Source organism: Marinobacterium marisflavi (genome assembly GCF_982447095.1).
Genome location: NZ_OZ457898.1, coordinates 1600064 through 1622368, shown reverse-complemented (window position 1 = coordinate 1622368; position 22305 = coordinate 1600064). Strand labels below are relative to the sequence as shown.

The following is a 22305-nucleotide window of genomic DNA, read 5'->3' as shown; positions in this document are numbered from 1 at the left end:
TTCAGTTGGAATATCTGCCGCTTTTCTTTGACCTTAAAGGTCAATCTGTACTGTTGATTGGCGGTGGTGATATTGCCCTGCGTAAAGGGCGGCTCCTTACGCGAGCCGGCGCGCGCGTGCGGCTCGTTGCACCTCGAATTGATGCTGAAGTCCGAGAACTGATTAGCGAATCTGGCGGTGAGTTGATCGAAGCTGAGTATCATGTGGACCACCTTAAAGGGGTTCGCCTGATCGTCGCCGCTACCGATATTGATCGGGTGAATCGAGCCGTTCATGCGGATGCTGTGTCTGCCGGTCTACCCGTGAATGTGGTGGACAACCCGCCTTTGTGCACCTTTATCTTCCCTGCAATTGTTGATCGTTCCCCGATCGTGATTGGAATCTCATCAGCGGGTAAGGCACCGGTCTTAGCGCGCAATTTGCGCGCTAAACTCGAGACGCTAATACCCCCAAGTTACGCGAATTTAGGCGAGCTGGTGGGGCGGTTTCGCGCTCAAGTGAAGGCTAAGTTCGATACCGTCAATAAGCGACGTAACTTTTGGGAGAAGGTACTGAGCGGTAGCGTGGCGGAGCGAGTCTTTGCAGGGCAGAATGAAGCGGCAGAGGCGCTGCTGATCGAGCAGATTGAGCGTGCTGATGCTGATCATCAGGTCGGTGAGGTCTATCTGGTGGGCGCGGGTCCTGGTGATCCTGAACTGCTCACCTTTAAGGCGCTGCGGCTGATGCAACAGGCCGACGTGGTGCTTTATGATGCGCTGGTCTCTCCTGAGGTGCTCGAGCTCTGCCGTCGAGATGCGGATCTGATCTATGTAGGTAAGCAGCGCGATAACCACGCGGTGCCGCAGGAGGGCATCAACGATCTGTTGGTACAGCACGCCAAAGCCGGGCAGCGAGTTGTGCGTCTGAAGGGCGGTGACCCCTTTATCTTTGGTCGCGGTGGTGAAGAGCTACGACAGTTGAAAGAGGCTGGCGTACCCTTTCAGGTGGTTCCTGGGATCACCGCCGCAAGCGCTTGTAGTACCTATGCCGGTATTCCGCTGACGCATCGCGACTACTCACAGTCGGTCAAATTTATCACCGGTCAGTTAAAGAAGCGTTCGGCTGAGATCGACTATGATGAGCTTGCAGGTACAAATCAGACCCTCGTGTTCTATATGGGTCTGCACACGCTCGATATTCTGACAGCAGGCCTTATGAGAGCCGGTAAAGCACCTGACACGCCAGTGGCGATCGTTTCGCGCGGTACGCGTGCGGATCAGCAAGTGTTAACGGGACAGTTAGACGATATTTGCGCGAAGCAGGCGCAGGCGCAGTTGCCTGCGCCGGCACTGATTATTGTAGGCGAAGTTGTGGAATTACACTCTGAACTCGCTTGGTATGGCGATAATCAGAGTAGCAGAGTGCCCATCGCATAGGTTCCGGCATACCCCACGACAAAGGCGATCGCCAAAAATAGAACATAACGGGCATAGGTTGCGAAGGTGAGGATCTCCACTTTCGACATTGCCACTATGCCGGCGGCCGAGCCGATAACCAGCATAGAACCGCCAACTCCCACCGAATAGGTCAGCATTAGCCATTCGGCATGCGACATATCGATATTGGCTTTCAGCAGGGCAGCGGTAAGTGGGACGTTATCGACGACGGCTGAGAATAGTCCCATTACAAAGTTAGCCGCGTAAACAGGCATAACTTGGTAGATACCCACCAGGTTGTCGAGAACACCAATCTCTTTCAGCATTCCGACAAGCAGTAGGATACCGAGGAAGAACATTAGCGTGTCGAACTCGATCTTGCGGATGTAGTCCAGCAGGTTCTCGCGCTTATCTTCCGAGTAAGCGAAACGCCCAATCAGGAACATGATTGACAAGCCGAAGAGGAAGGTCAGCACCGGTGGAATGCCTGCTATGACGTTTAACAGGATAGTGCCGATAATGGTCGCCAGAAAAATTACTGCGATCACTTTACCGACATGGTCGTCCCGTCTTGGCGTGGGAATAATCTCTGTTGTGCCGCGCAGCGGCATCGCCAGCATGGCAGCCAGGGTTAGTACGCTAGCGCAAGCGGGGAGGGAGAGTAGTAACAGCTCCTGAATCTCCACTTTACCTGCGAGGAATATCATCAGCGTCGTTACGTCGCCGGTAATGAGTGCAACACCACCAGAGTTGACGGCGAAAACGACCATAACGGTGAAGCGCAGCGTTTTGCGCCGGTCCAGTCGCAGAGAGAGCACAAGCGCGACAGAGACCAATGTCGCTGTGATGTTGTCACAGAGGGATGAGAAGACAAAGGCGAAGACAGCAACTAAAAACATCAGCTTGCGTTCACTGATACGCCGCGGCAGCATTTTATATATCAACGTCTCGATAAGGCCCTGCTGGTTGAGAAAGGCGACGAAGGTCATCGCAGCCATCAGGAACAGCCAGAGTCCTGCTATTTCGAGGATGTTCTCGTCCAACTTGTGCCTCAGCTCCTCTGCACTGACGCCTGTCTCAGGGAAAAGGAAAACTAGGATCCAAGCGAGGCTCCCAAGAAAGAGGGTCGATTTAGCTTTGTTTACATGAATCACCTCTTCGAAAATGATCGAGAGGAGTGCCACGAAGGCGAGACCGATAAGAACGGTGTGAAGCATGGACTTGGTCCTGTAAGCTAACGCAGAGGTTTGCACTGCGCGGTAATTGAGATGCGCAGAGTCTACTCTATTTTGGTCAGACTACTTGCTGATGTGTGACACTAAATGCTGCTGTTTTAACAATATTTTTTCATACCCTTATGCTCGGGAAGTCAAGCTAGAACAATGAGTCGCGAGGAGAAACTTCAGTCAAATTGGTTTGTTTACATCCTGCGCTGTGGTGATGGTTCGCTCTACACTGGCGTGACAACAGACCCTCAACGACGTTTGCGTCAGCATCGTGGGGAGATTAAAGGTGGCGCCCGGTATACTCGGGCCCGTTTGCCGATTGAGATTGTCTATCTGGAGTCGCAGTCTAACCGCTCCAGCGCCACGAAGCGGGAGGCCGCAATAAAACGGTTGAAAGTTAGAGACAAAGAGGCGCTAATTTTCAACCAATTTGAGCCTGAAGATTTCTCCAGTTGAATGGCAAAAATCGCCTAGAAAAATTGATTTAAATCCATGGCAAGGCCCTAGTTTCCTAGACAGCTGCCAGCTTTTGTAAATACTGCTCTTCATATTGAGCTGGAGACATCCCATTATTGTTGCCGTGACGGCGCGATGAGTTGTAGAACAGCTCGATGTAATTAAAGATATCCGCTCTTGCTTCATTCCGTGTTGGGTAGATTTTGCGCTTGATCCGCTCGGTTTTGAGGTTCGAGAAGAAGCTCTCGGCGACGGCGTTATCGTGACAGTTCCCGCGTCGACTCATGCTGGCTTCTAAACCGTGGTCCTTTAAGAAGGTACGCCAGTCGCTGCTAGTGTATTGAACACCTTGGTCGGAGTGGATCAGAACAGTTCCTTTGGGTTGCCGACGCCAAAGAGCCATCATAAGCGCATCGATGACCAGCTCTGCCCGAGGATTGTTCTTCATACTCCAGCCGATGACTTGACGGTTAAATAGGTCAATGACAACAGCCAGATATAGCCAACCCTCGTGAGTTCGGATGTAAGTAAAGTCGGTCACCCAAGCCTCATCGGGAGCGTCAACATCAAACGCTCGAGCAAGCGTATTCGGCACCACTAGACTAAGATCCCCGCCACTGAAGCCTCTGTGTTTCTTATAACCCCGGTGAGATGAGATGTCGTTCTGCCGCATAATACGATGCACTCGGTTTTTCCCGACCTGCTCGTTATCATCCTTCAGATCTTTTGTTATATTTCGGTAGCCGTACACAAATCCACTCTCAGCCCAAAACTGCCTGATCTTCGTTAATAAGCGCTTATCTTCCTGTGCGCGTTTCGACTCCGGGTTCCTACGCCAGGCGTAAAAACCGCTGCGTTCAACATCGAGCACTCTGCACATCGCTGCGATTGGGAACTGATCAAGTCGTGACTTTATGAACGCGTACTTCTCTTTGACTCGGCTGCAAAGTACGCTGCGGCCTCCTTTAATATGTCTCGTTCTTCAGTGACACGTCTAAGCTCAGCCTTGAGTTTACGGAGCTCTTCCTGCTGATCATTAATCGTATGATGTTGAGAGCTCGCGGAGCCATATTTCTTAACCCAGTTGCGAAGAGTCGGCTCTGAAACTCCTAATCTCGTAGCTACTTCGCTGAGCCTGTAGTTGCGTTCCGTGACTTGCTTGGTTGCTTCGATTTTGAACTCTTCAGTGTAACGTTTCGCACTCATTTGTGATCACCTCATGTTAGGCGTTAGTGTAACGCTAACAGGTGTCTACAATACTAGGGCCTTGCCACCAGTTTGCTGCGGAGCAATATTGGAAAAACAAAGCCTTATGCGTTGAATACCTTTCATTGGTATTTCGCATTTTGAGAACTAAACTGAAAGGGAATGCAGAGGGAGCCGTTTACTCGGTGCTGAGCTCAGCAACCTGACCCGGGTCATTATGGGAATTGACGAGCCGAAATCTTTTCCGGCCAAATGAGGCGGCACCCACGGGGCCGCCTCAACTATTTCAGTGGGATAGTAGTGATCAACTAGGTCGCCTCTTAAGGCGACACCCAGCCGGTGGAATGTCGGGTCCAGACCCGTCCTACTAGTCCTGCTTGACGGCACGTTTGCTTGGCTTACGGGCTGGGCGATCAGATTTGCCAGCAGCCTTAGCATCCTTTCCACCCTTTGCAGCGTAGCCATCACGCGGCTTACGCGGGCGCTTGGGTGCACCCTCAGAGTCATCACGACGACCGCGTTTTGGTGCTTCATCACTCCACTCACGAATATTGAGTGACTGCCCGCAGACACGAGCCTTTGCCAACTGGCTTAGCTGAGCCTTCGACAGGTTGGATGGAAGATCAACCGTGGTAAAGCCTGAGCTGATATCGACTCGACCGATCTGGCCCGAGTTGATGCCAGCTTCGTTGGCGATGGCACCGACAATATTGCCCGGTTTCACACCATGATCGTGACCCACATTGATCCAGTAGCGCTGTTTATCGGCATCAAGTGCTTCGCGGTTACGCTGGCGGCTGCCAGGTTTACCCTCACGCTCTTGGCGCGGTGCACGCTCGCGTTTCGGTGGTGCCGCGTTTGGATCGGGCTCGTTCTCGTCCAAGAAGAAACGACGGTCTGAGTTCATCAAACCGAGTGCCGCGGCTGCCAGCGCGCTTGCGGTAATGCCGCTTTCGGTTACCAGATCAGTGATCAGTTTATGGTAGGCGGTCGCATCGGCGGTTCCAGTCGCGTCAACCAACTGTTTCTTCAAACGCTGTGCACGCATCTGATTGATCTCTGCAGCCGTCGGCAGCACTAGCTTCTCTAGCGTTGACGAAGTGCGGCGCTCGATCTGGCGCAGCAGGCCGCGCTCACGGGGAGTGACAAACAGAATAGCGTCGCCGCTGCGGCCGGCACGACCGGTACGACCGATACGATGCACGTAGGACTCAGTGTCATACGGGATATCAAAGTTGAATACGTGGGTGATGCGATCCACGTCCAGACCTCGAGCCACGACATCGGTTGCAACCAGAATCTCAAGGTTACCTTTTTTGAGCTTTTCTACGATCTTCTCGCGCTGAGCCTGAGGGATATCGCCGTGCAGTGCGGCCGCAGGGAAACCCTCTGAGCGCAGCTGTTCGGTCAGCTCTTCGGTCATCGTCTTAGTGCGTACGAAAATCAGCGCCGCATCATGCTCCTGCTGCTCTAGCATACGGGTCAGTGCAGCAAACTTAGACATGCCGCGTACCTCCCAGATACGCTGGCGAATGGTGCTGGCTGTCGCAGTTTTAGATGCGATTTTAACGATAGTTGGTTCGTTCAAGTAGCTATCAGCAATTCGACGTACTTCGTTCGGCATGGTGGCCGAGAATAGAGCGATCTGGCGCGCTGGTGGCGTGTGCTGCAAGATCCACTCAACGTCATCGATAAAGCCCATGCGCAGCATTTCGTCTGCTTCGTCGAGTACCATAGCCTGCAGCTTATCAAGCACCAGAGTGCCGCGACGGATGTGGTCCATCACACGGCCGGGTGTGCCGATAACGACCTGTACACCTTTACGCAGTGCTCGTAGCTGAGTGTCGTAGGCTTGGCCGCCGTAGATAGAGAGGGTGCGCACGCCCGAAAGATAGCGTGAATACTGCTCACAAGCCTCTGCGACCTGAATTGCCAGTTCGCGTGTTGGTGCAAGTACCAGCAGCTGGGGCTGGTGCAGGTTTGGATCAACCCGGTTCAGCAGGGGCAGCGCAAAGGCTGCAGTTTTGCCGGTACCGGTCTGCGCCTGTCCAAGGATGTCGTCGCCATTGAGTAGAGCAGGAATTGACTCTGCCTGAATGGGTGAGGGCGTTTCGTAGCCAACATCTTTGAGTGCATCGAGAATAGCGGGCGCAAGACCCAGATCAGCAAAGCTGAGGGTCGGGTTTTCAGAATCTGACATATCGGAGGTTTGTTACCTGTATTTAGTGAGCGAACCGGTAGGTGGCGCCATTTGCGTCATTGGTTTATGGAGCGCACATAGCACAGACGAACAGAGGAGCGGCCCGCTGAAAGAAGCGAGATTGTACAGGGATTGATCAGTTGCTGTCTAGCGCTCGGCAGCAGCTTTAGCTCGGTATTTGCATACCACGTTGAACGAAATCAAAGGCTTCCAAGCGTTTCATCCAGGCATGCACCGCTGGATAGTCTGCTGGACTAATTCGTTGGAATTCAAAGCGGGCAGCCCAGGGGTAGAGCGCGAAGTCAGCGATGCTCAGCTCGCCGGCGACAAACTCTCGGCCCTCGAGGCGAGTGTTCAGCACACTCCAGAGACGGTAGGCCTCATCTTGGTAGCGCTTCTCGGCATAAGGGACAGGCTCTTTTACAAACATGTTGAAGTGGTGCGCTTGGCCGAGGTAAGGGCCAAAACTCCCCATTTGGAACATCAACCACTCCATAACCTCGAGTTTTGCGCTCGGGTCAGACGGGAGAAACTTGCCACACTTCTCTGCGAGATAGAGCAAAATCGCTCCTGATTCGAATATCGAGGTAGGCTCTGCGTTGATACCCTCACGATCGACAATCGCCGGGATTTTGTTGTTTGGACTGATTTTAAGAAACTCCGGTGCAAACTGTTCATTGGCACCGATATTGATGGGGTGTACTTCGTATTCGAGGCCACAGGCTTCAAGCATGATAGAGATCTTGCGACCGTTAGGTGTCGTCCAGGTGTAAAGGTCTATCATGCTGCCTCGCTGCTTATCGCTCTAGCCCCGGTTGCTCAGGCTCCGGGCTGGGTAAAATGGTTAAAGATGCTGATCAATTCATTTTCACTGTAGCTGACAATAATCAACTGCTGGCCGGGTTTGATCAGATCAGGGTCTTGTCCAAGCATCCCCTGTTGGTAGTTGTAGACGTAGGTGTCTTGAACCTTCTGATAGAGGAACTCACCAAGGAATGAGCTCCGGCGATTCTCCAGCGTCTCGTCTGCCAGCATGGGTATCTCTGCTGTTAATACGCGGCCACTCTCTTTCAGTTCAATGCCCTGAGCAAAGGTTTTAATCAGACCACGCTGCAGAATGCCCCACAGCCCCTGCGCATCGGTCGGCGAAACGGCATGGATGTAGAAGACCGTACCGGCTGCTAGGTCAGGGTCAGAGAGTAGCTCTTGTAGGCGAATCCGTTGGCCAGGACGCAGGGATTGAGCCGTTTGTGTTTCACCCACTTTGGTCACTTCTAGGTTGGTTGCGTCAACTTGCGCCGGCTCAAAACTTACAGCGGGAGCGGCACCTTGGGTCACGACGACTGACTGGCTTTGAATTGCTGCAGCGGCCCCCTGGATTACTTTAGAGCCTGAATCTATAGCTTGGGTTACCACGAGCTGCGTAGATTCGTCGCTGCTCTGCGCGGCAGGTTTTGCCTGATTGGTTTGCATGGTGCTTGTCTTAGCGGGCCCTGTCTCAGCACGCTTCTCAACGACAGTCTCGACCATCTGCTCAACCTGTTGGTTAAGGGAGTGGGTTTGAGTGGTTTGGACACTTGCTTCAGCAGTTTCAGCAGTTTCAGCAGTTTCAGGAGAGGAGGAACTGTCCACCTGTTCAATAGCTATCTGCTCCGACTCCATCGTTGGCATCTTGAGCAGCTGCTCGCCGGTCACAAAGTTATCCGCTTTGGTAATATCCAGCACCTGCTCTTGAGACTCAGTCGTTAGCTTCTCGATGTGCTCTTTGGCCGCTTCAACAACCGTTGGTTCGATCTCCCGGTTACTCGGCTCAAGGCTCTGTTGCGGTTGGGTATCGGTAAGTGAGTCGGACTTCTGAGTGAACAGATAGACGCCGATACCTGCGATAAGCAGAATCAGCACGATGAGCGCGCGTTGCATGTGGGCAATCTTCCCTGAAAGTACGTAATTGCGAGTTAGACCTGAGAATATCAGGTTTTAAGGTGGTTTAAAGAGTTTTGGCGGCCTTAGCTGAGTTAATATACTGTTTTAAGACTAATTTACCGGTTTCCGAGGGGTAGATGAGCGAATCTGATAAGAGTGACTTCTCTTCGATGATGTTGGGTGAGGGGGTCAAGCCGCTTAAGGCTGAAAAGAGAGTCTCGACGCGAGAAGCACTAAGGCGTGGTGAAATCGAACAGCTCGCGGAGCGACGCAAACAGGCTGAGGGGATCGATGAGCGTTTTCGTCTTCAGCCGGAGCAGCTGTTGAATCCGGCCGATCCGATAGAGTGGAAGCGTGATGGTGTGCAGGAGGGCGTCTATCGCAACCTGCGTTTGGGTAAGTACGCGGCCGACGCACGCCTTGATCTCATCAATCGTAGCCTGGCCGAGGCCGTGGATGAAGTGCCGGGGTTTATCAAACAGTGCTATCAGTTTGGCCTGCGTACTGTGGTAATCAATCACGGGCGAGGTAAGCATAATAAGGCACCGCAGAACGTTATGCGCAGTTGCTTGATGCTCTGGCTTCCCAAGATTGAAGAGGTGCTTGCGTTCCACTCCTGCCAGCCACAGCACGGCGGGCTAGCTGCTATTTATCTCTTGTTACGTAAGAACGAACAGCAGCGTCTCGAGAATATTGAACGTCACCGATAACCTCAGACGGCTGTCCAACTGGCCGTTTCTCGGTTTTTGGTACAGAATACATAAAGTTAGCATTAGAGGAGCACTTCATGGGGGACCGGCGATTTGATCGCGAAGCCCAGTACTGGAAATTAACCAGTCTGCTGCTCTTAACTGTCGCTGCTTTAGTGCTATTTGCACTGAGCCTACCTGAGTACACCACGGGCCTTCTGATTGCGGCTCTGCCAATCGCCGTCACTGCGCTACTGGTGGTGCGTTTTCAACGTAGCCTGATGCAGGATATGCAGGCGGAGTTGCAGCGCCAATTGCCCGTTGATAGCGATACAGGTGCTATCTCCCAATTTTGGTTTCAACGCACGCTCGAACAGGAGTGCCGCCGCGCTATGCGCGAATTCACCCCGATCAGCGTTGTTCATCTGCTGCCTGCAGACCTTACGCAGAGCCTGCATCAAAAGAGCTTAGTGGATGAGCTGAATCAGCGCATGACCCGCCCCGGAGATCTAGTCGCGCTTGATACGACGCGTGGACTCTGGTTGCTGCTACCGGCTACCAATGAGGCAGTCAGTGGTTTCGCTGAGAGAATCTTTAAGCTTGTCAACCAGTTGGCGCCCAATACTCATCTTACTTGTTACACATTCCAGCCAATGGCTGATCTCAGTCTTATCAAGGTGACCGACGTATTTGCGCAGCTCGAAACTGAGTTGGACTCAGAATCAAACGCAAAAATGCGCTGTGAGTCGGAAGGTTTTGATATGCCGAGCGTCACCTATTCGCTCTAGCGTCTGACCCACCAATGATCGATCTTAATCATCTGCGCGCTGCGCTCTCGTCAAGCTATACACGTTCACTGCTTTGGATAGAGATCGAGCTCCAAGCCGAAATCGAAGCCGAAGCCGATAATAAGCAGAGCGCAAGCGCGCTAGAATTGTCCGTGCTGAAATTGCTACAGACTTATGGGCGTGACTTCGAGGATCTGCTGTTGCTGTCGGACCGGCCGTTGGCGGGCTTGACCCCGATTAGGCGGGGTGAGTTTGTCAGACACCTCGGTAGAAGCTACCAACTGATCATCATCGACGCCTTCTCGGGGGTTAATCCGGCTACACTTGCGCAGGCGATCGGTACTCTCGAGGGTGGCGGTCTACTCGCTTTGATCACGCCGCCCGCCGCCGACTGGCCGAACTATTTTGATCCTGAATACCTGCATCTGGGTGTGGAGGCAGGGCAGCGTCCGCCGGGCCGATTTATCCGTTGGCTGGTACGAGCCTTGGAGAACTCCAGCGCGGTTCTGCGCTACTCCGACTGCTGTGCCGTCCCAGAACTGCAGCCGCACTGCCCACCAAAACGTATTGGACACTATCTTGGTGAGGCTCAGCAGCGAACGGTTTATCAGCTCCTGAACGCCTGGCAGCAGCCAAGAAGCTGTACGGTACTCGATGCGGATAGAGGCCGAGGCAAGAGCAGTACAATCGGCCTAGCTCTCGCCTTGCAACCCGTTTTTCAAACACAGCAACTGGCACTATGTGCACCCGATAAGCGGGCGGTGGCTAGCATCTATCAGCGCTTTCGAGAGCTGAATGATCAGCGGATTTTACCCAGGTTTTACACTCCAGCTGAGCTGGTAGCCCAGCTTAAAAGCGGATCTACTGAGTTGCGCTGCGTCCTTGTCGATGAAGCGGCGGGCGTGCCGCTACAGTTGCTGGAACAGATCACCGCTGAAGCTCAGCATCTGGTGCTTTCCAGTACTTTGCATGGCTATGAGGGTTATGCGCGAGGGTATGGGTTGCGCTTCCTCAAACAGCTGCAGGAGAGTCGGCCGGAGTGCCGTCGTCTCGCGCTGGGTGAGCCCCTGCGTTGGGCAGTCGGCGATATCCTGGAGGAGTGGGTCGAGCGTTACCTGTTATTGGCGCTAGAGCGTGCGGATTCAAAATTGTCAGAGGGTTTTTACGAGCTAAGCCTTGCCGACCTGCCTGATAACGAGTTCTTGTTACAGGATATCTACCAACTGCTAGCGTCTGCCCACTACAGAACTACCCCCGCTGACCTGAGGCTGCTGCTTGATGCACCAGGGCAGCGCCTGTTTGTGTTGGTGATTGACTCTGAGCTTGTCGGTGTCCTCTGGGTAGCCGCGGAGGGTGCCTTGGACGAAACCTTGGCGAATCAGGTGATGCAGGGTCGGCGCCGACCGAATGGGAATCTACTGCCTCAGTCATTGTTGCACTACCTTGGTTGGGCAGATGCTGGCGCAAAACGGTACTGGCGGGTGGTTCGGATCGCCGTCGCTCAGCAGCACAGACGGCTTGGATATGCGCGCGCAATGCTGCAGTCGCTGCAGGATTGTGCAGCAGAGCAGAGTGTGGATTTCACCGGTTCAAGCTTTGCTGGCCACGCTGATCTCATTGAGTTTTGGCGCCGCTGTGGATTTGTGAGCGTGCGGCGTGGGGAGTCAATTGATCCTGTCGCCGCTCAGCCCGCTGTGCAGGTGTTACGCCCGGTTTCAAGCAGAGCTTCCGGCTGGTTAGAGTACCAACAGCGAGCAGCGCTGTCCGAGGATGCGCTGCAAAACTTTGCCTATCACTTTGCACCGCTGAGTCTGGTGCGTGAACGGATTAGACAGTGTCATCCGCCCGAACAGCTCGCCTCGATCCTTGACGAGATGTCGCCCTCCAGCAAGCGATTAAAACCTCTGCGAGCTTGGCTAAGAGAAATGCTGGAGTCTCAGGCCAGCTGAACTTCATCACCGACAGAGATCTGACCAGCGCGCTCTACACTAAAGTTTTGACCAAAGAGTACTTCTCGATTGGGGCCGCGGTGTAGCTTGGCTAGCGTCCTGAGGGGCTCTTGATTCGGATCTTTGTCACCCGTTTGAGGATCACGCGTTATCAGCATGCAGCGTTCACAGGGTTTGCGACGACGCAGCAACACTTCGCCGATCTGAAGTAACTCCCATTCATCCTCAGCCCAGGGTAGAGCCGTATCGATCACCAGGTTAGGGCGGAAACGGCTCATCTCAAACATCCCACCTGTGGCCTGGTTTATCGCAGCTAGCGATGCGGTGTTGCAAACCAATAATGGGTAGCCATCGCTGAATATGGGGCCCCAGGGGTAACGCTTATCGGCCAGATCGGCTGCCTCTCTATTCCAGAGAACTTTGACCTTGCGTCCGAGCAGTTGACTGAACCAGTGTTCGGACCCAGCTAGTCTCGGAGCCGTAATTCTGCGCCCCCAGACCTCAACCTCGCCATTGAGTGAGCTCTCCTGATTGATGTAGGTAGAGCCCAGACTCGGATGCGATGCTCTCCAGCCATCCAACTCGGGCTGCACCTCAAGTTGCAGTAGTTTAGGCTCGCTGCGCGCGGTAACAAACCGTCCATCGGGTTCGCAAAGAATAAGCCGTCGGTCTCCCTTGATACCGAGCGCGTCGAGTTCTGCACGCTCTAAGTTCTCGCCTTTAGATGATTTAAGCGGATATCGCACTAATTGGCTGATTTGCATCAGCGCCTCCTAATTTCAGCGCAAGCGGACAGATATGAACTAGATTTAGACTAACAGTGTTAATACCAGAGGTTAAACCTGATGTTGAAGAACGTTTTAAACTCAGTGCTCGTTGCTGTACTCGCTTTAAGCCTGACGCAGACCTCGGTAGCGGCGAAGCCAGAGGGTAAGGGAAAGGATAAATCGTGGAAGTCAGAGAAGCAGTCTCGCGAGGAGGGTCGAGAGGTTGAACAGCCCAGTGCGCTTTTAGCTGAACTAACAAGCGCTCAACGAGATGAACTCGCGAGCCTAGTCTTAGAGAAGGAGTACGGTTTCACTAAAGATTCCGTGCCTGCCCAGTCTAATGGAACCGCTAAGCAGTTACCGCCAGGTTTGCAGAAAAAGCTAGCGCGCGGTGGCAATCTGCCACCGGGTTGGCAGAAGAAGCTGCAGCGAGGCGAAGTGATGGACCGCGAGACCTACAGCCAAGCAGAGCCTATGCCTGATGAGCTGTTGCGCCGCGTCACTGGCCGCGATGATGCCGTTGAGCTCCTGCGGGTAGGTGATCGCATTTTGCGTGTGATGGAGGGGCGCGGTACCATTGTGGATGTTATTGATCTAAGTGATCGTGCAATCCGGATATTGGAATCAAACTAACCGATGACCCCTGCAATCGATACCGCTAAAAGAGCTAATGTAAGCTTCAATACTCATCAATATGAACATGCACCCGGAGCGGCATATGGCCTAGAAGCTGCTGAGAAATTAGAGCTCGATCCGGCTCTGGTTTTTAAGACGCTGATGCTTGAGACTGACAGGGGCCCGAACGCGCTGGCGGTTGCGGTAATTCCTGTGGCTGCGACCTTAGACCTCAAAGCTGCTGCAAAAGCGCTGAAGCAGAAGAGGGTAGCAATGGCCGATCCTCAAGTAGCCCAGCGTTTAACAGGCTACCTGGTTGGTGGAATCAGTCCGCTAGGGCAGAAACGAGGTTTCGCGACCTTAATTGATCAGAGTGCGGAGTCTTTGGGTACAGTGTTTGTAAGTGCGGGCCGACGTGGGCTGGAGATTGAACTGTCTCCGGTTGATCTGCTGCGAGTCACGCGGGGGCAGTTCGCGAAGATCGCCAAATTCAAGTAGTTGACCATCGCTATTCTGAGCCCAGTCTGGGCTCAGGATTTCAGATAGAGACAGTTAGGCCATCTTCAGGCGGGGGCGAGGAAGCGGTCCGCGTTGGCCTGAACGTTTGACCACGGCAGGTCGGTGTTTGAAGTTGGATGGATCCAGGTTATTACGCTTCAACAGCTTGTAGAAGTCTGTACGGTTGCGATCAGCTAGTCGTGCCGCCTGGGTCACATTACCCTCGGATATCAGCAACACCTGAATCAGATATTCGCGCTCAAAGGCGGCCCGTGCCTCTTGGAAAGTCGGTACCGCACGCGGTGCATCACCGAGGCGAGACTCGACAAACTCGGCTGGAATTGCACCACCTTCACTGTATGCCGCGACACACTCATCGATAAAATCGAAAAGTTGTTTAACATTGCCGGGCCAGGAAGCCTCTGTCAGCAGTTGCATCGCACCTGAGCTAAAGCTGCCGCTAGCGTAGTCGTGAAGCTTGGCTGCCTGTTTTGCCCGCTGTTTGATCAGCAGAGGAATGTCCTCGGCATGCTCGGCCAGCTCTGGAACTTTGATCTGCATCGCCTGCAGTTGATAGTAGAGATCTTCAGTTAAGTTACCAGACATCATTTCAGACTCCAGATCACGATCGGCAGTGGCGATGATTCGGGTCTTCAATGTTTCGTTGTAGAGCGCACCTAGCGGGCGGTAGAGCCCCGTCTCAAGCAGCTTAATAATCTGGGTCTGTACACTATGAGGCAGTGTGTCAACATGATGCAGCAGCAGGCTACCGCCCTCCGTTCGCTTTAATATACCGATTTCGGTTGTCTTAGCTTCGGGAAACGCGCCTGCCTCGTAGCCAAACAGATCATGGATGATTTGCTCGGGCACTTTAGCGCGGCAATCGAGTACGGCAAAATTAGATTTCGCCCGATCACTCGCCAGATGTATTAACTCTGCAGAGAGCCGCTTACCGCTTCCAGCGGGGCCGGTGATGTGTACAGGCATATCGGAACCAGCGCAGTGGCCTATCTGATCGAGTAGCGTATCGATCAGGGCCGAGCGGTGGGTCATCAGGTTGCGCCAAGTATTTACTGCACGGCGCTGGTCTATCTGAGCAGCTGCCTGCACGAGATGGGGCAGTTGCACCTGCATACTGGGTAATTGGAAAAAGGCGAAACAGCCGTTACGCGTTGCAGAGATCGCTTCCATCACCTCGGTTTGACGGCAACGCAGCAAAACACGCGTGCTCTTATGAGCTTTAAGGATGTAGTCGTAGAGCTTAAAACCCGAGCTGTCGCAGATTGAGACGTCGACAATGGCGATGCCGTAATGCTTGCGCGCTAGCTGTTCTATAGCGCTTGCTTCATCTATCGCACTATCGACGCTGGCAACCAGTGGTTCACAAATCTCGCGAATCGCACCGATCGCCTCGGACTCAGTATCGATAAGAATAATGTCAGTCTGCTGCATGCGTCTGTCTTCTCTTTCGGCTCGGCAGGTCCGCTAAGCTTTTGTTTCTACAATATTTCACCTAAGCTGAGCTGCACAAAGCGTACCAAGGTTTGGCTAGGTCTCAGGCAAATAACATAATCTGAGCTCAGCTTAGCTCAAATGTTGCATATTTGCGACGTTTAATGGGCTAGAAAAATCTTGGCTGATAAGTTTTATAGATTCTAGTCGCACGGGGATAGGCATAATCGTAGTGAAGTCCTTTTCATCTGTACTCTCAAAGAGTCGAGGTTTCAGTCGACTGCTGGCTAGTGCGATCACGCTGGTAGTTTTGCAGGGCTGCTCATCCACACCCGAGTTGCCGGTTAATGCGCAGACCTATTTTCGCGGTTTGGTGCGCGCAGTCGATAATCAGCTGCAGCTGCGCGCCTGCAATAGGGTGCGCTGGGAGAGCGCTGGCCAGATCAGAGAGGGGCTGCGAGAAGCGATTATTGAGCGTCTGGCAGTAGCTCCGATGGGGGTGGGCATCTATCTGGAAGCCTGGGGCGAGCCTGGTCTACCGATATCGGAGCTGCAGATGCTTGGCGGTGATATAGCCACCTGTCGGCATCAGTTAGAGGGTATTGAGCTACGCGCGGGCGGTCTAGACCCGGTCTGGTACGCCGATCTAAAAAACGGCGTGCTGGAGGTGCATGACAGCACCCGGCTGAAATCCTGGCGCCTCACTAATCCCGAGTTTTCGATCTCAGGTAACCGCTGGCTCTGGCAGGGTGAGCGTACACGGCTGACGATACGTCGCTCCCAATGTTTTGACAAACTGGGGGTCCAGTACGCCTTAAGTGCTGAGTTCAGCGCTGGTGCTACCCAACTCAAAGGCTGCGCTCGCTATGGCGATCTTCAGCGCATGCTGCTAAAGACACGCTATTACAGCCGTGACTCCAAACGCGAACGTCAGATAGGACTGCAGTTGATCGACAGTTCGCGGTTTGATTTGAGCCTAATCAGCTCGACGGGTGCGCGTGAAAATTACGGTGGAAGTTGGCGTCTGCTTAGTAGCGGGCAACTGCTATTGCAGATAGAGGATGAGCGATTGCGCGGCTCTGGGCGCAGTTTGCGCTTTGTTCCTGAGGCGGGGCTGTTACGTCTCGCCAACAGTCATCCGCTAATTGGGAGTGACTTGACGCTCTATCCGGGCACCGAACCTCTGCTGGCGCAGAAGCGGCTAAACGCGGGCCTACCTTGAATCTTAAAGGACTCAAAGCCTCGCTAGTCCTTAATTTGCTGCAATAACAACTCTTTGGCAGCATTCAGCTGCGAGGCGAGCCAATCGTTTCCGCCACGATCTGGATGCACTTTCTGTATCAGCCGGCGATGTGCTTCGATAATCTCTTGACGTGTTGCCCCCGGCTCGACGCCCAAAATTTCCCGTGCTTGTGCTGAGGTCATCGGCCCTGCAGCCCTATTACTGTTCGGCTTGTTTGCTCCTTGATTGCGTTTGAAGAGGCGAAGCAGCCCTAAACCTCGGACAACCCATGGGAAAAGCTTGGTAAGAAACGGGAGTAGAACGGCAAAAAAGGCGCCAATCCAGTGCAGTTTGCCGGTTATCGTCAGATAGAGTAAGGCGAGTCCAATGATGATCAAGCAGAGCTTCAACAGAGCAATTGGACGCATCTTTGGCGGCTGTTTGCGGTACCAGAGGTATCCACCAACAACAACGAGTGAAAAAAGGAAGAGGCCAACGGGGTTCATCTGCTGAAGTATCCTTTAAAGTCGAAGAGTGAGGCGGCAATCTAACCCCAGTGTAGCAACGTAATCAGTAAGTTAGCTACGCGAGGAGCGCGAATGAAGATCAAATTGGATGCGTTACAGAGTGAACGCCCCCTGATTGAACAACTGGTATTAAAATCGTTTGAATGTGAGATCTATCTGGTAAATGTGAAAATTAATTCTAAGGAGTATCAGGTTGTCGATGACGCCGGAAAGCCTCTGATGTTTCGATCACAATTGGCCGCTAAGAAGCCGTTCAAAGGCTTGGGAATTACCGAGACGATGCTGAGCCACTCCAGCCCCTACAATGAGATGATTGGGATAGATTCCGGGCCGGTCGAGCCGATGTTGGTGCGACTTAACAACCCGGATGAGGACCTTTCTTAAAAGACGGTGTCCGAGGGATCTCGACGAAGTCGAGGTCCCGACTGAATCGCGTCATGCGGCGCCAAGCGCCACATAACCCTCCCACAGGGTTTACTTAATCCGCATCCCCGGCTGAGCACCAGCATGGGGCTCAAGAATCCAAAGATCCTTACCACCCGGGCCTGCCGCCAACACCATTCCTTCAGACATACCAAACTTCATTTTACGCGGCGCAAGGTTAGCGACCATTACGGTCAGTTTGCCTTCGAGATCTTCGGGCGCGTAGGCAGATTTGATACCGGCGAAGACGTTGCGCTCACCTTCACCTAGATCCAGCGTTAAACGCAGCAGTTTGTCGGCGCCTTCGACATGCTCAGCTTTAGCGATGCGGACAACGCGTAGGTCGACCTTGGCGAAATCATCAAAGGTGATCTCGTCAGCGATTGGCTCGATGCTGGACTTCTTGGCTGGCGCTGTTGCTTGAGCCGCTTGCAGGTTCTGCTTTGAGTCTTCGATCACTTTCTCAATCTGTTCTGGCTCAACACGCTGCATCAGCGGTTTGAACTTGTTTATCTTGTGGCTGCGCAGCGGTGTCTGGATGGCATCCCAGCTCTGATCTTCAATATTTAGGAAGGCCGCACCCTGTTTAGCAACCTCAGGCAGGACTGGCGCTAGGTAGTTAAGAATGATGCGGAACAGGTTGATACCCATAGAACAGCAGGCCTGAACTTCAGGTTCCATTCCTTCCTGCTTCGCGAGCACCCAAGGTTCAGCAGCGTCGATGTACTGGTTTGCCTTGTCGGCCAGCGCCATGATTTCACGCATTGCGCGAGCGTATTCGCGCTTCTCGTAGGCTTCAGCAATGCTGGTGCCTGCCGCCACGGCATCAGCATAGAGAGCCGGCTCGGCAAGTTCATCAGCCAGTTGGCCATCGAACTTCTTAGTGAGGAATCCGGCACATCGACTCGCGATGTTCACAACTTTATTGACCAGATCGGCGTTGACGCGCAGACGGAAGTCATCCAAGCTCAAATCGATATCATCAATGCCTGACCCGAGTTTGGCTGCGAAGTAGTAACGGAGGTACTCTGGCTTGAGGTGCTTGAGGTACGTCTCGGCCATGATGAAGGTGCCGCGCGACTTGGACATCTTCTGACCGTTAACGGTTAGGAAGCCGTGACAGAAGACACCTGTTGGCGTGCGGAAACCGGCACCGTGCAGCTCAGCCGGCCAGAACAGGGTATGGAAGTAGGCGATATCTTTGCCGATGAAATGGTAAAGCTCAGCATCGCTACCCTTGGCCCAGTAGTCGTCGAAGTTAACACCGTTCTTATCGGCCCAGTTCTTGAAACTCGCCATGTAGCCGATTGGTGCATCCAGCCAAACGTAGAAGTATTTACCTGGTGCGTCAGGAATCTCGAAGCCCCAGTACGGCGCATCACGGGAGATATCCCACTGCTGCAGACCTGATTCAAACCACTCGTTGAGTTTGTGTTTCATTTGCGCCTGGACGTGCGTATCCACCCAGCCTTGCAGGAACTCTTCGAAATCTTCCAGTTTAAAGAAGTAGTGTTCGGAGTCCTTCTCGATCGGTTTAGCACCAGACACAGCGGAGTAGGCGTTCTTGAGCTCAGTCGGGCTGTAGGTCGCACCGCAGACTTCACAGGAGTCACCATACTGATCGGCTGCGCCACACTTTGGACACTCGCCTTTGATGAAACGATCCGGCAGGAACATCTGTTTCTCAGGGTCGTAAGCCTGAGTGATGGTGCGTTTGGCGATATGGCCAGCGTCTCGCAGGCGGGTGTAGATCAGCGAGGCAAACTCGCGGTTCTCTTCCGAGTGGGTAGAGTAGTAGTTATCAAAGTTAACCATAAAGCCGGCGAAGTCGCGCTGATGCTCTTCGCTCACCCTATCGATCAGCTGCTGTGGGGTGATACCCATCTGATCAGCTTTGAGCATGATTGGCGTGCCGTGCGCATCATCGGCGCAGACATAGGTACAGGTGTTACCTCGTTGCTTCTGGAAACGCACCCAGATGTCGGTCTGGATATACTCAACCAAGTGGCCAAGGTGGATTGGACCATTTGCATAGGGAAGGGCGCTGGTGACCAGTATTTTACGCTCGTTGCTCATCGTCGGTGGATTCTGATTGGCTTAATGAAAGATCGGCAGATTCTACGCGTTCAGGCGGCTGGGATAAAGTGGTAGAATCCGCGCCCAACACGCCCACACAGATTCACAGGTACGAATTACATGGCATTGCCACAGGTAGATCCCGCTGTATACGAAGAGCAATTGAGCACCAAGCAGCAACGCATGCAGCAGCTCTTCGAGCGCTTTAATCCGCCGGAGATGGAGCTCTACCGTTCACCGACAGAGCACTACCGTATGCGTGCCGAGTTTCGCGTTTGGCACGACGATGACGAGCTCGATTACGTCATGTTCGAGCCGGGTTCGAAGCATGAAAAGTACAAATTGACCAAATGCCCAATGGTAGACCGTCGCATTGCCGATATGATGTTTCCGTTTCTGGCGGCGATTAAAGAGGTTAAAGAGCTGCGTGCACGGCTGTTTCAGGTCGATTTTCTCGCGACGCTCTCAGGTGAGTTGCTGGTGAGCCTGCTGTATCACCGCAAGATCGGTGAGGAGTGGGTTGAAGCCGCACGCCCACTGCGTGAGCAGTTTGGCATCGACATCGTCGGCCGCTCGCGCAAGAACAAGATTGTTCTGGATCGCGACTTTGTTTTCGAAACGCTCAACGTGAATGGCCGCGAGTACCACTACAAACAGACAGAAAATTCCTTTACTCAACCTAATGCCCGCGTCTGTGAGCAGATGCTGGAGTGGGCCATTGATGCGACCCGCAATAAAGAGGGTGACTTAGTTGAGTTCTACTGCGGCAATGGTAATTTTTCGTTACCGCTAGCACAGAATTTCAGGCAGGTTGTCGGTACAGAGATTTCAAAAGACTCGGTACGTGCTGCACAGGTCAACATAGAGAGAAACGCGATCGATAACGTGTCAATACTGCGTCTCTCATCGGAGGAGTTTACCCAAGTGCTACGCGGTAATTTAACCACACGCCGTACCGCAGGTGTCGACCTTGATGCCTGCGATTTTCGCACGGTACTCGTCGACCCACCTCGCGCGGGCCTGGACAATGAGACCATCAAACAGGTGCAGGGCTATGAAGATATTCTTTACATCTCCTGCAATCCGGAAACCTTGGCGTTGAACCTCGAAAAGTTGTGTGGAACGCACGAGATCGAGCGCTTTGCGCTCTTCGATCAGTTCCCTTATACCGATCACATCGAGTGCGGTGTAGTACTTAAGGCCCGTTAACCTACTGATTTAGTTTAAGCACTTTGCTAAGGGTGTAGAACTTTGCATTAAAACCTACTAAATTGGTCGGAAATCAATCGCTGCCAGTTTGGAGTTATCGTGTCAGAAGCAGTTAAAGGTTCGGCGCTGCCGGGTGTTAAAAAAATTGTCGCTGTTGCCTCAGGCAAGGGTGGTGTTGGGAAATCTACAGTTACCGCGAACCTGGCTTTGGCGCTTGCCGCGGAGGGCCAGAAAGTCGGTCTGTTAGATGCTGACATCTACGGCCCCAGCCAGGGCATGATGCTTGGGGTGCCAGCAGGTACGCGTCCGCAGACCGCAGGTGAGAAGCACTTTGTCCCCGTTGAAGCGCTAGGGCTGCAGACAATGTCTATGGGCTACCTTATCGATGACAACACGCCGATGGTGTGGCGTGGGCCTATGGCGGGCAGCGCGTTGCAGCAACTGCTGACGCAAACCCAGTGGAACGAGCTCGATATTCTGCTGATTGATATGCCACCAGGCACAGGGGATATCCAGCTGACACTGTCTCAGCGCGCCGCTGTTGATGGTGCTGTGATTGTAACGACGCCTCAGAATATAGCTCTGCTGGATGCCAAAAAGGGTATCGAGATGTTTGCTAAGGTCGACATCCCAGTACTGGGTGTTGTCGAGAACATGAGCACACATATCTGCTCAAACTGCGGTCACGAGGAGGCGATCTTCGGCTCAGGCGGTGGTGATAAGATCTCCTCTGACTACGACACTAAGCTATTAGGCCGTATTCCGCTGGCTTCGCAGATTCGCGCTGAAGCCGATGCGGGAACACCGACAGTGCATGCAGACCCTGAGTCTGACTACGCGCAGCGCTTCCGCGAGATCGCTCGCACGGTGATTGAAGATCTGGCGAGTGCGAAGCAGGCTGAGGTTCCATTTTTCAACATCATGGATGATTGATTAGATCCCCTTTTTAGGAGGGATCAGCGCGAAGCGAAGATCGCGACAACCGGTATATGTGCGGGTACTAAGCACAGCAAAAAAGCGAGCGAAATGCTCGCTTTTCTGTTAGTATTCGCCGCTGTTTTCACGAGTGGGTTTTTACTCAAAGGGTTCTATTAATGGGTATAAAGGCAGATAGCTGGATTCGTCAGATGTCGCAGGAGCAAGGAATGATCGAGCCGTTTGAGGCGGGTCAGGTACGCGCTGTTAACGGCTCACCAATTGTCTCTTACGGCACCTCAAGCTACGGCTATGACGTGCGCTGTGCTGACGAGTTCAAGGTATTTACCAATATCAACTCAGCTGTGGTTGATCCCAAAGAGTTCTCTGAAGCGAGCTTCGTGGATATTAAGTCGGATGTCTGCATTATTCCGCCAAACTCTTTTGCGCTGGCGCGTACCGTAGAGTACTTCCGTATTCCGCGTGATGTGCTGACGATCTGCCTGGGTAAGAGTACCTACGCGCGCTGCGGTATCATCGTAAATGTGACTCCGCTCGAGCCTGAGTGGGAAGGCCATGTGACCCTTGAGTTCTCTAACACCACGCCGCTGCCAGCGAAGATCTACGCCAACGAAGGTGTTGCGCAGATGCTATTTATCGGTGGTGATCAAGTGTGTGAAACCTCCTATGCCGATCGTGGTGGTAAGTACCAGGGTCAGACCGGCGTCACGGTTCCGCGGACTTAAGAG

21 protein-coding genes are annotated in these 22305 nt (G+C 53.2%); 12 read left to right on the top strand and 9 right to left on the bottom strand.

The genetic code is table 11. The features are described 5' to 3' along the window. Positions 1-5: 5 nt before the first annotated feature. Positions 6-1415: a siroheme synthase CysG gene (gene cysG, locus AC1WNR_RS07995; protein WP_481643980.1), complete on the top strand. Its 1410-nt coding sequence runs from the start codon at positions 6-8 to the stop codon at positions 1413-1415. Here the strand turns inward: cysG and nhaD are convergent. Continuing rightward, entirely contained in the window at positions 1388-2632 is a 1245-nt protein-coding gene (gene nhaD, locus AC1WNR_RS07990; RefSeq protein WP_481643979.1) for a sodium:proton antiporter NhaD, read from the bottom strand. The two genes, cysG and nhaD, sit on opposite strands and share 28 nt — an antisense overlap. Positions 2633-2797: 165 nt before the next feature. Between nhaD and AC1WNR_RS07985 the strand changes: the two genes are divergently transcribed. Beyond that, complete coding sequence (locus AC1WNR_RS07985; RefSeq protein WP_481643978.1) at positions 2798-3097, top strand: GIY-YIG nuclease family protein; 300 nt, start codon at positions 2798-2800, stop codon at positions 3095-3097. Between the two features lie 55 nt (positions 3098-3152). Here the strand turns inward: AC1WNR_RS07985 and AC1WNR_RS07980 are convergent. The 4 genes from AC1WNR_RS07980 to AC1WNR_RS07965 all read right to left on the bottom strand — a co-directional run bounded on the left by AC1WNR_RS07980 (position 3153) and on the right by AC1WNR_RS07965 (position 8423). After that, a protein-coding gene (locus AC1WNR_RS07980) for an IS3 family transposase (protein WP_481642738.1) occupies positions 3153-4303 on the bottom strand; the annotation gives its coding sequence in 2 pieces (ribosomal slippage) (positions 3153-4066 and positions 4066-4303; 1152 coding nt in all). 367 nt (positions 4304-4670) lie between these two features. Next, the gene (locus AC1WNR_RS07975) at positions 4671-6503 is read right to left on the bottom strand and encodes a DEAD/DEAH box helicase (protein ID WP_481643977.1); all 1833 of its coding nucleotides are present in this window, start codon (positions 6501-6503) and stop codon (positions 4671-4673) included. Between the two features lie 166 nt (positions 6504-6669). Further along, positions 6670-7287, bottom strand: coding sequence for a glutathione S-transferase family protein (locus tag AC1WNR_RS07970; protein ID WP_481643976.1), 618 nt, complete (start codon positions 7285-7287; stop codon positions 6670-6672). 35 nt (positions 7288-7322) lie between these two features. Beyond that, a complete protein-coding gene (locus AC1WNR_RS07965; RefSeq protein WP_481643975.1) occupies positions 7323-8423 on the bottom strand; it encodes a hypothetical protein in 1101 nt (366 codons plus the stop codon). A gap of 140 nt (positions 8424-8563) precedes the next feature. On the opposite strand from AC1WNR_RS07965, the gene smrA reads away from it, so the two are divergent. The 3 genes from smrA (at position 8564) to AC1WNR_RS07950 (ending at position 11852) form a co-directional block, all read left to right on the top strand. Further along, positions 8564-9136, top strand: a complete 573-nt coding sequence (gene smrA, locus AC1WNR_RS07960; RefSeq protein ID WP_481643974.1) for a DNA endonuclease SmrA — start codon at positions 8564-8566, stop codon at positions 9134-9136. A gap of 77 nt (positions 9137-9213) precedes the next feature. Further along, positions 9214-9903: a hypothetical protein gene (locus tag AC1WNR_RS07955; protein ID WP_481643973.1), complete on the top strand. Its 690-nt coding sequence runs from the start codon at positions 9214-9216 to the stop codon at positions 9901-9903. Between the two features lie 14 nt (positions 9904-9917). Next, entirely contained in the window at positions 9918-11852 is a 1935-nt protein-coding gene (locus tag AC1WNR_RS07950; RefSeq protein WP_481643972.1) for a GNAT family N-acetyltransferase, read from the top strand. Here AC1WNR_RS07950 and AC1WNR_RS07945 read toward each other — a convergent pair. Beyond that, positions 11840-12616, bottom strand: coding sequence for an MOSC domain-containing protein (locus tag AC1WNR_RS07945; protein WP_481643971.1), 777 nt, complete (start codon positions 12614-12616; stop codon positions 11840-11842). The two genes, AC1WNR_RS07950 and AC1WNR_RS07945, sit on opposite strands and share 13 nt — an antisense overlap. Before the next feature lie 81 nt (positions 12617-12697). On the opposite strand from AC1WNR_RS07945, the gene AC1WNR_RS07940 reads away from it, so the two are divergent. Beyond that, on the top strand, positions 12698-13252 hold the full coding sequence (locus tag AC1WNR_RS07940) for a hypothetical protein (protein ID WP_481643970.1): 555 nt from the start codon (positions 12698-12700) through the stop codon (positions 13250-13252). 3 nt (positions 13253-13255) lie between these two features. Then, the gene (gene ybaK / locus AC1WNR_RS07935) at positions 13256-13732 is read left to right on the top strand and encodes a Cys-tRNA(Pro) deacylase (RefSeq protein WP_481643969.1); all 477 of its coding nucleotides are present in this window, start codon (positions 13256-13258) and stop codon (positions 13730-13732) included. Between the two features lie 54 nt (positions 13733-13786). Here the strand turns inward: ybaK and AC1WNR_RS07930 are convergent, their stop codons facing one another. Beyond that, positions 13787-15184, bottom strand: coding sequence for a sigma 54-interacting transcriptional regulator (locus tag AC1WNR_RS07930; RefSeq protein WP_481643968.1), 1398 nt, complete (start codon positions 15182-15184; stop codon positions 13787-13789). 232 nt (positions 15185-15416) lie between these two features. Between AC1WNR_RS07930 and AC1WNR_RS07925 the strand changes: the two genes are divergently transcribed. Continuing rightward, entirely contained in the window at positions 15417-16406 is a 990-nt protein-coding gene (locus tag AC1WNR_RS07925; RefSeq protein WP_481643967.1) for a hypothetical protein, read from the top strand. 23 nt (positions 16407-16429) lie between these two features. On the opposite strand, the gene AC1WNR_RS07920 is transcribed toward AC1WNR_RS07925, so the two are convergent. Then, positions 16430-16912, bottom strand: a complete 483-nt coding sequence (locus tag AC1WNR_RS07920; protein WP_481643966.1) for a J domain-containing protein — start codon at positions 16910-16912, stop codon at positions 16430-16432. A gap of 93 nt (positions 16913-17005) precedes the next feature. On the opposite strand from AC1WNR_RS07920, the gene AC1WNR_RS07915 reads away from it, so the two are divergent. Next, positions 17006-17317 (top strand): DUF6482 family protein, encoded by a 312-nt coding sequence (locus tag AC1WNR_RS07915; protein WP_481643965.1) that lies wholly within the window; start codon positions 17006-17008, stop codon positions 17315-17317. 90 nt (positions 17318-17407) lie between these two features. Here the strand turns inward: AC1WNR_RS07915 and metG are convergent, their stop codons facing one another. Next, positions 17408-19432, bottom strand: coding sequence for a methionine--tRNA ligase (gene metG / locus AC1WNR_RS07910; RefSeq protein WP_481643964.1), 2025 nt, complete (start codon positions 19430-19432; stop codon positions 17408-17410). A 120-nt stretch (positions 19433-19552) separates the two neighbouring features. Here metG and trmA point away from each other — a divergent pair, with 120 nt between their 5' ends. The 3 genes from trmA (at position 19553) to dcd (ending at position 22302) form a co-directional block, all read left to right on the top strand. Then, on the top strand, positions 19553-20641 hold the full coding sequence (gene trmA / locus AC1WNR_RS07905; RefSeq protein WP_481643963.1) for a tRNA (uridine(54)-C5)-methyltransferase TrmA: 1089 nt from the start codon (positions 19553-19555) through the stop codon (positions 20639-20641). 99 nt (positions 20642-20740) lie between these two features. Continuing rightward, positions 20741-21574 carry an iron-sulfur cluster carrier protein ApbC gene (gene apbC, locus AC1WNR_RS07900; RefSeq protein WP_481643962.1) on the top strand — a complete coding sequence of 278 codons (834 nt, stop codon included), beginning with the start codon at positions 20741-20743 and terminating at the stop codon, positions 21572-21574. Positions 21575-21735: 161 nt separating this feature from the next. After that, positions 21736-22302: a dCTP deaminase gene (dcd, locus tag AC1WNR_RS07895; RefSeq protein WP_481643961.1), complete on the top strand. Its 567-nt coding sequence runs from the start codon at positions 21736-21738 to the stop codon at positions 22300-22302. Positions 22303-22305: the final 3 nt, after the last annotated feature.